General features: G+C 59.7%; 10 protein-coding genes. 2 read left to right on the top strand and 8 right to left on the bottom strand.

Annotation, left to right across the window (positions count from 1 at the left end):
* Window positions 1-64: 64 nt before the first annotated feature.
* The 6 genes from HBN63_RS11710 to HBN63_RS11685 form a co-directional block, all read right to left on the bottom strand.
* Window positions 65-1,807: an ABC transporter substrate-binding protein gene (locus HBN63_RS11710; RefSeq protein ID WP_170049540.1), complete on the bottom strand. Its 1,743-nt coding sequence runs from the start codon at window positions 1,805-1,807 to the stop codon at window positions 65-67.
* Between the two features lie 83 nt (window positions 1,808-1,890).
* A complete protein-coding gene (locus HBN63_RS11705) occupies window positions 1,891-2,163 on the bottom strand; it encodes a DUF2160 domain-containing protein (RefSeq protein ID WP_090255866.1) in 273 nt (90 codons plus the stop codon).
* Window positions 2,164-2,174: 11 nt separating this feature from the next.
* Window positions 2,175-2,975, bottom strand: a complete 801-nt coding sequence (locus HBN63_RS11700) for a carbohydrate ABC transporter permease (protein WP_090255867.1) — start codon at window positions 2,973-2,975, stop codon at window positions 2,175-2,177.
* Window positions 2,976-2,983: 8 nt separating this feature from the next.
* Window positions 2,984-3,847 (bottom strand): sugar ABC transporter permease, encoded by an 864-nt coding sequence (locus HBN63_RS11695; protein ID WP_160014187.1) that lies wholly within the window; start codon window positions 3,845-3,847, stop codon window positions 2,984-2,986.
* Window positions 3,844-4,956 (bottom strand): ABC transporter ATP-binding protein, encoded by a 1,113-nt coding sequence (locus HBN63_RS11690; protein ID WP_170049539.1) that lies wholly within the window; start codon window positions 4,954-4,956, stop codon window positions 3,844-3,846. The genes HBN63_RS11695 and HBN63_RS11690 overlap by 4 nt, the downstream gene beginning before the upstream one ends.
* The gene (locus HBN63_RS11685) at window positions 4,956-6,050 is read right to left on the bottom strand and encodes an ABC transporter ATP-binding protein (protein WP_170049538.1); all 1,095 of its coding nucleotides are present in this window, start codon (window positions 6,048-6,050) and stop codon (window positions 4,956-4,958) included. Before HBN63_RS11685 ends, HBN63_RS11690 begins: the two co-directional genes overlap by 1 nt.
* 260 nt (window positions 6,051-6,310) lie before the next feature.
* Between HBN63_RS11685 and HBN63_RS11680 the strand changes: the two genes are divergently transcribed.
* Together HBN63_RS11680 and HBN63_RS11675 are read left to right on the top strand one after the other, a co-directional pair.
* Window positions 6,311-8,182, top strand: coding sequence for a sigma-54-dependent Fis family transcriptional regulator (locus HBN63_RS11680; protein WP_170049537.1), 1,872 nt, complete (start codon window positions 6,311-6,313; stop codon window positions 8,180-8,182).
* Window positions 8,183-8,436: 254 nt separating this feature from the next.
* On the top strand, window positions 8,437-9,267 hold the full coding sequence (locus HBN63_RS11675; RefSeq protein ID WP_170049607.1) for a polysaccharide deacetylase family protein: 831 nt from the start codon (window positions 8,437-8,439) through the stop codon (window positions 9,265-9,267).
* Between the two features lie 58 nt (window positions 9,268-9,325).
* Here HBN63_RS11675 and cysS read toward each other — a convergent pair whose 3' ends face one another.
* Together cysS and HBN63_RS11665 are read right to left on the bottom strand one after the other, a co-directional pair.
* Window positions 9,326-10,708 (bottom strand): cysteine--tRNA ligase, encoded by a 1,383-nt coding sequence (gene cysS / locus HBN63_RS11670; protein WP_170049536.1) that lies wholly within the window; start codon window positions 10,706-10,708, stop codon window positions 9,326-9,328.
* A 62-nt stretch (window positions 10,709-10,770) separates the two neighbouring features.
* Complete coding sequence (locus HBN63_RS11665; RefSeq protein ID WP_170049535.1) at window positions 10,771-12,435, bottom strand: glutamine--tRNA ligase/YqeY domain fusion protein; 1,665 nt, start codon at window positions 12,433-12,435, stop codon at window positions 10,771-10,773.
* Window positions 12,436-12,501: the final 66 nt, after the last annotated feature.

Here is a 12,501-nt window from a genome sequence, read left to right as displayed (position 1 = left end):
CGCTGGTATAAAAAAAACGGCACCTTAGGTGCCGTTTTTTTTATACCTAGTTCAACCCACAGCGTCAGTCGCGGGCTTGCTCCCAGGATTTCAGCAGCTCGTTGTAGTTGATGGTTTCACCTTGAGGTTTTTCATTGGCTAACTTGGGTTTAGGTGCGCCCGGCTGGTCCAACCAGTACTGCGGATCACGCGGTTCGTTGAGCTTCGGCCCGCACTCACCCAGCACGCCGGAACGCTCAAGGCGACCCAACATGGTGTCCTGCGCCGCTGCCAAGCCATCCAGCGCCTCTTGTGGCGACTTGTCGCCGCTGGCTGCTTCGGCAATGAATTGCCACCACAGCTGAGCCAGACGTGGGTAGTCCGGTACGTTGGTCCCGGTCGGCGTCCACTGCACCCGCGCCGGGCTGCGATAGAACTCCACCAAGCCGCCCAGTTTCGGCGCAACGTCGGTCATGGCTTGCGAGTTGATATCCGACTCACGAATTGGCGTCAGGCCAACCAGGGTCTTTTTCAGCGACACGGTTTTCGAAGTAACGAACTGCGCATACAGCCAGGCGGCCAGGCGCTGTTTCTCCGGGGTGGACTTGAGGAAGGTCCAGGAGCCGGTATCCTGATAACCCAGCTTCATGCCCTCTTCCCAATACGGACCTTTTGGTGAAGGCGCCATGCGCCACTTCGGTGTGCCGTCTTCATTAACTACCGGCAAACCTGGTTTGGTCATGTCCGCGGTAAAAGCGGTGTACCAGAAGATCTGCTGGGCGATGCTGCCCTGCGCTGGCACCGGACCGGACTCGGAGAAGGTCATGCCCTGCGCTTCTGGCGGCGCGTACTTGCGCATCCAGTCGACATACTTGGTGGTGGCATACACCGCCGCCGGGCCATTGGTATCGCCGCCACGGGCAACACTGGAGCCCACCGGACGGCAACCGTCGACGCGAATACCCCACTCGTCCACGGGCAAGCCGTTAGGCAGGCCCTTGTCGCCGCCACCCGCCATGGAGAACCAGGCATCGGTAAAGCGCCAGCCGAGGGATGGATCCTTTTTGCCGTAATCCATATGGCCATAGATGCGCTGGCCATCGATCTCCTTGACCTTCTCGGAGAAGAACTCGGCGATGTCTTCATAGGCTGACCAGTTGACCGGTACGCCCAGCTCGTAGCCGTAGATTTCCTTGAACTTGGCCTTCAGCTCTGGCCGCTCGAACCAGTCGGCGCGGAACCAATACAGGTTGGCGAACTGCTGGTCCGGCAGTTGATAGAGCTTGCCGTCGGGCCCGGTGGTGAAGGAAATGCCGATAAAGTCCTGCAGATCCAGGGTCGGCGAGGTCACCGCCTTGCCTTCGCCTTCCATCATGTCGCTAATGGCCACTGCCTTGCCATAACGGAAGTGCGTACCGATCAGGTCCGAGTCGTTGATATAACCGTCGTAGATGTTCTTGTCCGACTGCATCTGGGTTTGCAGCTTCTCGACGACATCGCCTTCCTGCATCAGGTCGTGCTTGAGCTTGATCCCGGTGATTTCGCTGAAGGCCTTGGCCAGCACCTTGGACTCGTACTCGTGGGTGGCGATGGTTTCCGAGGCCACGCTGATGCTCATGCCGCGAAACGGCTCGGCGGCTTTGATAAACCACTTTAACTCTTCGAGTTGCTGCTCAGGCGTCAGGGTCGAGGGGTTGAACTCCTCGCCGATCCACTTCTTTGCCGCCTCTTCGTAGGCATCAGCCCAGGCTGCGCCGCTCAAGCCGGACAACGTCAGCAGGGCAGCCAGCGCCATGCTATGTCGAGTTTTGTTGTTATTGTCGAACATAGAGACCTCCATCTCAGGGTTTGGAATGAGGCAAGCGGGTTATGGCCACGCCCAACCAGCAGGCGCAGCCAAGGCAGCCCGGTTCAGCCCCAACGCATCACTGCAAACAACCAGAACAGGGACAGCACTGAGGCTATCCAGACACTCCAATCGGTCGCGCCCACCACTAACAGGTGCAGGTAAGCACTTCCAAGCAGACCGATAAACAACCGATCACCACGGGTGGTAGCAATCGGCAACAAACCTTTGCGCTCAATGCAGGGCGAACGCAGCTCCCAGATCGTCATGCCGACCAGCAGCATGCCGATAAAGCCGAAAAACAATGCCGTAGGCAGCGTCCAGGCCATCCAATCCATCGTAGCGACTCCTATACCCGGCCTAGAGCAAAGCCCTTGGCCACATGGTTACGGACAAACCAGATCACCAGCATGCCCGGCAGAATGGTCAACACCCCCGCCGCCGCCAGCACACCCCAATCAATCCCCGATGCCGAGACGGTGCGGGTCATCACTGCGGCAATCGGCTTGGCATCCACCGAGGTCAGGGTTCGCGCCAGCAGCAGCTCGACCCAGGAAAACATGAAGCAGAAGAACGCGGTAACGCCGATGCCCGAGCCAATCAGCGGGATAAAGATCTTCACGAAGAATTTCGGGAAGCTGTAACCGTCGATATAGGCGGTTTCATCGATCTCCTTCGGCACCCCGGACATAAAGCCTTCAAGAATCCACACCGCCAGCGGCACATTGAACAGGCAGTGCGCCAGCGCCACGGCGATATGCGTATCGAACAGACCGATCGACGAATACAGCTGGAAGAACGGCAGCAGAAACACCGCCGGTGGCGCCATGCGGTTGGTCAGCAGCCAGAAGAACAGGTGCTTGTCGCCGAGAAAACGGTAGCGCGAAAACGCATAGGCTGCCGGCAGCGCCACCGTCAGCGAGATCACCGTGTTCAGGCACACGTAGTACAGCGAGTTGAGATACCCCTCGTACCAGCTCGGATCGGTGAAGATCACCTTGTAGTTATCTAGGGTGAAGCCGTGCGGCCACAGCGTCAGGCCGCCTAGGATCTCGGTGTTGCTCTTGAACGACATGTTCAGCAGCCAGTAGATCGGCACCAGCAGGAACAGGACATACAGCCCCAGTACCACCTTCTTGCGTAGGGTCATGGTCGGCCTCAGCGAGTCTTATCGTTGTGGGTCATGGCGGTGTAGAACAGCCAGGACACCAACAGGATGATCAAGAAGTACACCAAGGAGAACGCCGCCGCCGGGCCCAGGTCGAATTGGCCGATGGCCATTTGCGTCAGGGTCTGGCTAAGGAAGGTGGTGGCGTTACCCGGCCCGCCGCCGGTGAGCACAAAGGGCTCGGTGTAGATCATGAAACTGTCCATAAAGCGCAGCATCACCGCGATCAGCAGCACGCTCTTCAGCTTGGGCAGCTGGATATGGCGGAACACCGCCCAGTCGGATGCACGATCGATACGCGCGGCCTGGTAATACACATCGGGAATCGCGCGCAGCCCCGAATAACAAAGCAGCGCCACCAGCGAGGTCCAGTGCCAGACGTCCATGATCAGCACCGTGACCCAGGCGTCGCTGGTGTTGGAGGCGTAGTTGTAGCTGATGCCCAGACTGTTCAGGCTCCAGCCCAGCAAGCCGATGTCAGCGCGGCCGAAGATCTGCCAGATGGTGCCGACCACGTTCCACGGAATCAGCAACGGAATCGCCAGCACGATCAGCACCAGCGAAGCCATGCGCCCCTTGGTCGGCATGCACAGAGCGATGGCGATGCCCAAGGGAATTTCGATCAGCAGCACGCAAGCGGAGAAGATGAACTGGCGCAGCAGCGAGTCATGCAGACGGGTGTCCTGCAGCACCTGCTTGTACCAGTCGACGCCAACGAAATAGCGCGTGGAATGGTCGAAGATGTCCTGCACCGAGTAGTTGACCACCGTCATCATCGGCACGATGGCGCTGAACGCCACCAACAGAAACACCGGCAGCACCAGCCACCAAGCCTTGTTGTTTTGCACCTTCATGGCTGCACCTCCTGCGCTTGCGCCTCAACCAGAAAGTCATCGGCATAGAGCATCAGCCACTGCGCTGGAAAGCTCAGGTACACCTGCTGCTGGGGCACGGGCTGGTCTTCCTGCAGGCGCACTTTGAGCGACTGACCATCGAGTTTTAGGGTGAGAATCTTGTAGGTGCCAAGGTCTTCGACATGCACCACCTCGCCGCACAGCGCGTCCTCGTTGGGACCATCCCAGACATGAACGAATTCCGGACGGATGCCAATTTTCAGTTTGGCCCCAGGCAGCTCAGCCAGGCGTCGATTGAGCGCCGGTGACAACGGCAGCACGGTGTTGTTGAAACGCACACCGCCGGCATAAGGCAGCACATCAATCAGGTTCATTCCCGGGCTGCCGATGAAGTAGCCAACAAAGGTGTGGCTGGGGCGCTCGAACAACTCACGCGGCGTGCCGAACTGGACGATCTGCCCGCCGTACATCACCGCAATCTTGTCGGCGAAGGTCGAGGCTTCGAGCTGGTCGTGGGTGACGTAGACCATGGTGATATTGAACTGCTCGTGGATCTGCTTGAGCTTGCGCCGCAGTTTCCATTTCAGGTGCGGGTCAATCACCGTCAACGGCTCATCGAAGAGAATCGCCGACACGTCGTCACGCACCAGACCACGGCCCATGGAAACCTTCTGCTTCTCATCGGCAGTCAGGTTACGGGCGCGCTTGTGCAGCAACGGGTGCAGCTCCAGCACCTCGGCAATTTCGTTGACCTTGGTGAGGATCTTCGCCTCGTTCATGCCCTGGTTACGCAGCGGGAAGGCCAGGTTATCGAACACCGTCATGGTGTCGTAGACCACCGGAAACTGGAAAACCTGAGCGATATTACGCAGCTCCGGCGGCAGCGCATTGACCACCTTGCCATCGAACTGCACCTCGCCATGAGAGGGGCTAAGCAGACCGGAAATGATATTCAGCAGGGTCGACTTGCCGCAGCCGGAAGGCCCCAGCAGTGCATAGGCGCCGCCCTGCTCCCACACATGGTTCATCTCGCGGATGGCGTAATCGGCCGCGCCTGTCGGCGCACGGCTGTAACTGTGGGCCAGGTTGTGCAAACGGATCTCGGCCATCAGGCAACCCTCCCCAGACGGCGGCTGGGCGCCTGAATCAACTGCCCATCAGCGGCGAAGACAAACAGCTTGTGGGTGGGGATATAGATGAGGATCGGCGTGTCCACGTCGTACTCATGCACCCCAGGCAGATGCAGCACCAGCACGAACTGCTCGTTGCGCACATGCAGAAAGGTTTCCGAACCGCTGATCTCAGCCAGTTCAACCGTTACCGCCAGTTCCAGATCATCATCGTTGGACGGTACCAGGCCGATATGGCTGGGGCGTACACCAAAGCGGTATTCACCCTCGGCAATACCTTGCAGGTCCGGGTTGAGCGGGAAATGCACGGTATCGGCAAAACTTACTTCGGTGCCGCTGACGCGCCCTGGCATCAGGTTGATCGCCGGTTCCGAGAACAGCTCGGCGGCCAGCACCTGCTGCGGACGGTGATAAACCTCGGCGGTCTTGCCGCTCTGCACCACTCGCCCTTCATGCAGAATGGTGGTGGTACCGCCCAGGGCCAGAGCCTCGTTGGGCTCGGTGGTGGCATAGATGGCAATGGTGTGGCGGGCCTGAAACAGCTCGCGCATTTCCTGGCGCAGCTCTTCGCGCAGCTTGTAGTCGAGGTTGACCAGCGGCTCATCGAACAGAATCAGCGAGGCATCCTTGACTAGGGCGCGAGCCATGGCGGTGCGCTGCTGCTGGCCGCCGGACAGCTCCAGCGGGTAGCGCTTGAGCAAAGCCTCGATACGCAGCATCTTCGCCGTGGCATGGACCTTTTCCAGAATCTCGGCCTTGCTCACGCCGGCCTGACGCAGCGGCGAGGCGATGTTCTCGAACACCGTCAGGGTCGGGTAATTGATGAACTGCTGATAGACCATCGACACGTTGCGCTGGCGTACCGGCACCTGGGTCATATCGGCGCCATTCATCAGGATGCGCCCGCTGCTGGGCTTATCCAGGCCCGCCATCAAACGCATCAGGCTGGTCTTGCCAGACAGCGTGCGCCCTAGCAGCACATTGAAGGAGCCAGGTTCGAAGCTCAGGCAGGCATCGTCGATATACAGCTGGTGATCAACGATCCGCGTGACATGCTCCAGGGTAAGTGACATGGGCCGTCCTTTTTCTTGTTATCTGACCAGCTACAAGGCGAGTTCCGTGCCAACACCTCTAAAAAATCCCAAGCCATTGATTTAAAACAACTATGACCAAACACAAACAACACACGGAGACCGCACTGAACACTTTTGAACAGTGCACAGTGAACAACTGAACAGTCACAGCGTTGACATTGAACAGCCTTCGGCGACACTGCACAGACCCGGCGCAGACCGTGGCCCATAACAACAAGAACCCGCGCGAGAGACCTGTCATGGCTGACGCTGTCACTGCCCTGCCTCACGAGACCATCATCCAGGACTCCTGGACACGCTGCCGTGACTACGGTCTGACCCACCAGAGCACACCGATATTCAACCAGCCCGAGCGCGGCGAAGTCAGCGCCCTGCTGGAAAGCCAGCACGCCCTGGTGCACACCACCCACAAGGAAGTGCTGCCCTACTACGGCACCATCCTGGCCAACTCCAATTGCCTGATCATGCTGGCCGACCACCAAGGCCAGGTACTGCAGTCCTGGGGTGACCAACGCTTTATCGAACCGAGCCGCGCCGCCGGCTTTGTCGCCGGGGCCACCTGGCTGGAGCGCTACACCGGCACCAATGCCATCGGCACCGCCCTGAGTTGCGCCCAGGCGGTACATATTCAGCACGATGAGCATTTCCTCAAGGCCAACCGGTTTATGACCGGCTCGGCCTCGCCGATTTTCGACGAGCAGCGTCAGATGATTGCGGTGCTGGATGTGTCGAGCGACAGCTACCTGCCGCCCTCGCACACCCTCGGAATGGTCAAGATGATGAGCCAGTCGGTGGAGAACCGGCTGATTCTCAACCTGTTCCAGCAGCGCTACTTTCAGCTTAGTTTCAACACCAGCCTGGATAACCTGAGCAGCCCCTGGGCCGGGCTGCTGATTTTCGATGAGCAAGGTCAGGTGGTTTCCGCCAACCGCCGTGCCGACAGCCTGCTCGGCGTGGGCCTGGCCCAGGTGAATATCGAAAGCCTGTTCGACGTACCGCTGCAGCAACTGCTCAACCAACCCGAGGCGCTGCCATTCAACCTGCGCGCCAGCGGACGCTTTCGTTTCCACGCGCAAATCAAACGCCCGCAGCAACCCTCGCCGATCCAGGCTCGCGACTTTCGCCAAGCCCAGCAGCCACCCGCCAGCGCCACCAGCAACCACTTCACCCTGGCCTCGCTCAACCTCGGTGACCCGCGCGTCGATAAAGCGGTGCGCCAGGCCGAGCGTCTGCTGGAAAAAGACATTCCGATCCTGGTGCATGGCGAAACCGGGGTCGGCAAGGAGGTTTTCGTCAAAGCTCTGCATCACGCCAGCTCGCGCGCCAACCAAGCATTTATCGCGGTCAACTGCGCAGCCATTCCGGCCGAGCTGGTCGAGTCCGAGCTGTTCGGCTATGAAAAAGGCGCGTTTACCGGGGCCAACCAGAAAGGCAGCATCGGCCTGATTCGCAAAGCCCATAAAGGCACGCTATTTCTCGACGAGGTCGGCGATATGCCACTGCGCGTGCAAGCCCGCCTGCTGCGGGTGCTGCAGGAGCGCTGCGTACAACCGCTGGGCAGCAGCGAGCTGTACCCGGTGGATATCCGTCTGATTTCCGCTACCAACCGCCCGCTGCGCCAGGATGTGGAAAGCGGGCTATTTCGCCAGGACCTCTACTACCGCATCAGCGGCCTCAATCTGGAGCTGCCGCCGCTGCGCGAACGCACCGACAAGGCCGCCATGGTCCAGCGCATCTGGGATTACCACCGCGAACCGCAACAATGGGCCGGGCTAAGCCATGAGGTGCTGAGCCTGTTCGAGCGTCACCCCTGGCCCGGCAACCTGCGCCAACTGAGCAGCGTCCTGCAGATTGCCCTGGCCATGGCCGAGGACCAGCAGATCCGCGCCGAACATCTACCGGATGATTTTTTTGCCGATTTGCAGCCAGCAGCGGCGCAAATAGCCGCCACGCAAACGCCACCGCCACCTTTGGCCAGCACCAGCGCGGATGATCTGGCCAGCCAGTACCAGGCCTGCGGCGGCAATATCTCGCACCTGGCGCGCAGCCTCGGGGTTAGCCGCAACACGCTGTACAAACGCTTACGGGAAACAGGGCTGACGGCGCGCTAGATTACGTAGTAGCTCTTGTAACACCGGCCCTGAACCAGCCCTCTCTACCTGACATGGACTTATACGGCCAAGGTAGGGTCGAACCTATTAGGTAGCCTTTACGGGTCCGTACTGCGCTCACCCGTGCCCTCTCTCTTCCAGCGCCGCCACCAGGCCAATCCTTCTCCTTCGCGAGCCCAAACCTAATGCGTGACCCCGCAACTCCAACAGATGCTTTTGCGCGAAGCGCGCCATTGGCCTGCGCCTTAATCAGCATGCTGCTGTTGAGCGCCTGCGGCAGCATTGCACCGCCACAAGCAAACCCCGAGATTGAACCGATACGTTTTCTCCTGAGTTTCGATGACGGCCCAAGCGGCAATACTCGCGACAATCCAACCGAACAGATTCTCGACACCCTGGCAGATAACCCGATCCAACCTGGGATCAAGGCGCTGTTCTTTGTCCAGACCCGCGCCGCAGCAACTGGCGGCAGCGTTCACGGCCAGACGCTACTTCAGCGCCAGCAACGAGAGGGCCACCTGCTGGGTTTTCACACTGCGACTCCAGGCCATGCCAACCACCGTTACCTCAGCCCGGAAGCGTTGCAACAATCGCTGGCAAACGGTGTAGCCGACCTGACCATCATCAGTGGCACGGCGCCGCGCTTGGTGCGACCACCCTTCTGGAACTACGACGAGCGCACATTCGCCGCCTACCAGACGCACGGTCTGCGCATACTGCTCACCGATTTGAGCGCCAACGATGGCAAGACCTGGGGCATCAATGGCAGCCTGCGCCGGCGCAGTAATCTGCGTGATCAGCTCGCCCGCGCGGCACAGCAGATCAGCGTCGGCGCCTTGCCGGCTGTCGATGGGGTTATCCCGGTCGTGGTGACCTTCCACGACCTCAACCCCTACACCGCGCGGCATATGCAGGAATACCTGCAGATTCTTCTGGATGTAGCCGAAGATGTGGGCCTGGCCACCGATAAACAGCCGTTCTATGGCCAACGTGATGCCCTGCAACGTGCTGCATTAAGACGCGCCCTCGGCGACCCACAGCAGTACGCTCGGCTGCCGGGCCTGTGGAACTGGCTGTGGAACTAGCAAACCGTACGCAATAAAAAAGGCCGCTCGAAAGCGGCCTTTTTATGCAGCAATCAATCTAGTCCGCCAGGCGCCAGGTAGTACCGCCCTTACCGTCTTCCAGTACCACGCCCATGGCGGTGATCTGGTCGCGGATACGGTCAGACTCGCCCCAATTCTTCTCGGCACGGGCCTGCAGGCGCGCAGCAATCAATGCCTCCACCTCGGCAGCATCGACCTTACCGGCAGCACCGGCCTGCAGGAATGCTTCAGGCTCCAGCTGCAACACACCCAGCACCCCAGCCAATTCCTTCAAGCGCGCTGCTAAGCCAGCAGCGGCCTGCAGATCGGTTTCACGCAGACGATTGATCTCACGAGCCAGTTCGAACAGCACGGCGCAGGCTTCAGGCGAGTTGAAGTCATCGTCCATGGCTGCCGCAAAGCGCTCGACAAAGGCATCACCGCCAGCCGGTGCAGCATCAGGCTGGCCCTTGAGCGCGTTATAGAAGCGCTCCAGAGCGCCCTTGGCTTCACGCAGGCTGTCTTCGGAGTAGTTGATTGCACTGCGGTAGTGGCTGGACACCAGCAGGTAGCGCACCACTTCCGGGTGATATTTTTCCAGCACCTCACGAATGGTGAAGAAGTTGCCCAGGGACTTGGACATCTTCTCGCCGTCCACGCGCACCGCGCCGGCGTGCATCCAGGCGTTGGCGTAGAGCTTGCCGGTGGCCGCCTCACTCTGTGCAATCTCGTTTTCGTGGTGCGGGAACACCAGATCAGGGCCACCGCCATGGATGTCGAAGGTCTCACCCAGGCAGCAAGTGGACATCACCGAACACTCGATATGCCAGCCCGGACGACCGGCACCCCACGGCGACTCCCAGCTCGGTTCGCCCGGCTTGACGCCCTTCCACAGCACGAAATCCAGCGGATCCTGCTTGGCTTCATCAACTTCGATGCGTGCACCGATCTTCAGGTCTTCGATCTTCTTGCGCGACAGCTTGCCGTAACCGACGAACTTGCCGACCCGGTAATACACGTCGCCATTGCCGGGCGCGTAGGCAAAGCCCTTGTCGATCAGGGTCTGGATCATCTCGTGCATGCCGGCGATATGCCCGGTGGCACGCGGTTCCTGATCCGGACGCAGCACATTCAGGCGTGCTTCGTCTTCATGCATGGCCGCAATCATCCGCTCGACCAGCGCTTCGAACGGCTCACCGTTGTCATTGGCGCGCTTGATGATCTTGTCGTCGATGTCGGTGATATTGCGCACATAGGTGACGTCATAGCCACGGTGGCGCAGCCAGCGAGTCACCACATCGAACGCCACCATCACCCGCGCATGACCGATATGACAGAAGTCATAAACCGTCATGCCGCACACATACATGCGCACCTGGTTACCCACCAACGGTTTAAAAACGTCTTTGCTTTTGGTCAGCGTGTTGTAGATCGAGAGCATTGCAGTTCCTTGGAAACCACGGGCCAGCGTACCGGCCCGGTTCTAATCAGAGCGACTGGGCCTTAGGCCCAGGAATCGCGCAGCGTTACGGTACGGTTGAATACCGGTGCACCCGGTTTGCTGTCCTTGATATCGGCGCAGAAGTAGCCTTCGCGCTCAAACTGGAAGCGCTCTTCCGGTGCAGCCTCAGCCAACGATGGCTCAGCGCGACAACCCTTGAGCACCACCAGCGAATCCGGGTTGATATTGTCGAGGAAGCTGCCGCCTTCTTCGTCTTTCTCTGGATTAGCAGAGCGGAACAGGCGGTCGTACAGGCGCACTTCGCACTCGACGCTTTCGGCAGCCGGCACCCAGTGAATCACGCCTTTGACCTTGCGGCCTTCGGGGTTTTTGCCCAGGGTGTTTTCGTCGTAGGAGCAGCGCAGTTCGACGATAGTGCCGTCAGCATCCTTGATCGCTTCGTCAGCACGAATCACATAACTGCCACGCAGACGCGCTTCGCCACCGGGAACCAGGCGCTTGAAGCCGTCCGGCGGGGTTTCTTCAAAGTCACCGGCGTCGATATAGATCTCGCGGCTGAATGGCAGCACACGCACGCCCATGTCCTGCTTGGGATGGCGCGGCAGTTCGAGGTTCTCAACCTGGCCTTCCGGATAGTTGGTGATCACCACTTTCAGCGGCTTGAGCACGCACATGGCGCGGCCTGCGTTGGCATCCAGGTCATCACGGATGGCGAACTCGAGCATGCCCACATCGACCACGCCGCCGGCGCGGTTGACGCCGATCATGTCGCAGAAAGTGCGAATCGAAGTCGGGGTGTAACCACGGCGGCGGAAGCCGGACAGGGTCGACATACGTGGGTCGTCCCAACCATTGACGTGGTTTTCGTCGACCAACTGCTTGAGCTTGCGCTTGCTGGTGATGGTGTAGTTGAGGTTCAGCCGGGCGAACTCGTACTGACGCGGCTGCGCCGGCACCGGCAGTTGCGCCAGGAACCACTCGTACAGCGGGCGGTGGTCTTCAAACTCCAGGGTGCAGATCGAGTGGGTGATGCCTTCAATGGCGTCCGACTGACCGTGGGTGAAGTCATAGCTCGGGTAGATGCACCACTTGTCGCCCGTCTGGTGGTGATGAGCGTGGCGAATGCGGTACAAAATCGGGTCGCGCAGGTTGATGTTCGGCGAGGCCATATCGATTTTCGCGCGCAGCGAACGGGCGCCATCGGCGAATTCACCAGCTTTCATGCGGGCAAACAGATCAAGGTTTTCCTCGACGCTGCGCTCACGGTACGGGCTGTTCTTACCCGGTTCAGTGAGGTTGCCGCGATAAGCGCGCATTTCTTCGGCATTTAAGTCGCAGACAAAGGCCTTGCCCGCCTTGATCAGTTCAATGGCCCAGGCATGCAGCTGGTCGAAATAATTGGAGGCATAACGCTCCTCGCCCGCCCACTGAAAGCCCAGCCACTGCACGTCGCTTTTGATCGCGTCGATGTATTCCTGGTCTTCCTTGGCCGGGTTGGTGTCATCAAAGCGCAGGTTGCACTCGCCACCAAACTCCTTGGCCAGACCGAAGTTCAGACAAATCGACTTGGCGTGGCCGATGTGTAGGTAGCCATTGGGCTCCGGAGGAAAACGGGTAATGATCTTCGCATGTTTGCCTGCATCCAGGTCAGCCTGGACGATAGGACGAAGAAAGTTGGCGGCGGCGACAGTTTCTGGCTTGCTCATGGGGTCCTTAGCGAGTGCGAGGCGCGGCTCAGAACCGGTTCGCGTGCACCAGGCAACGCGTCAACA

Origin of the sequence: Pseudomonas sp. WS 5011 (assembly GCF_012985775.1) — a bacterium.
GTDB lineage: Bacteria > Pseudomonadota > Gammaproteobacteria > Pseudomonadales > Pseudomonadaceae > Aquipseudomonas > Aquipseudomonas peli.
This window is presented reverse-complemented; position numbering and strand designations above follow the sequence as displayed.

Coding starts and splice junctions, on each gene's coding strand:
- HBN63_RS11680 (WP_170049537.1), top strand. CDS start 6,311: ATGGCTGACGCTGTCACTGCCCTGCCTCACGAGACCATCATCCAGGAC.
- HBN63_RS11665 (WP_170049535.1), bottom strand. CDS start 12,435: ATGAGCAAGCCAGAAACTGTCGCCGCCGCCAACTTTCTTCGTCCTATC.
- HBN63_RS11700 (WP_090255867.1), bottom strand. CDS start 2,975: ATGACCCTACGCAAGAAGGTGGTACTGGGGCTGTATGTCCTGTTCCTG.
- HBN63_RS11675 (WP_170049607.1), top strand. CDS start 8,437: ATGCTGCTGTTGAGCGCCTGCGGCAGCATTGCACCGCCACAAGCAAAC.
- HBN63_RS11710 (WP_170049540.1), bottom strand. CDS start 1,807: ATGTTCGACAATAACAACAAAACTCGACATAGCATGGCGCTGGCTGCC.
- HBN63_RS11685 (WP_170049538.1), bottom strand. CDS start 6,050: ATGTCACTTACCCTGGAGCATGTCACGCGGATCGTTGATCACCAGCTG.
- cysS (WP_170049536.1), bottom strand. CDS start 10,708: ATGCTCTCGATCTACAACACGCTGACCAAAAGCAAAGACGTTTTTAAA.
- HBN63_RS11690 (WP_170049539.1), bottom strand. CDS start 4,956: ATGGCCGAGATCCGTTTGCACAACCTGGCCCACAGTTACAGCCGTGCG.
- HBN63_RS11705 (WP_090255866.1), bottom strand. CDS start 2,163: ATGGATTGGATGGCCTGGACGCTGCCTACGGCATTGTTTTTCGGCTTT.
- HBN63_RS11695 (WP_160014187.1), bottom strand. CDS start 3,847: ATGAAGGTGCAAAACAACAAGGCTTGGTGGCTGGTGCTGCCGGTGTTT.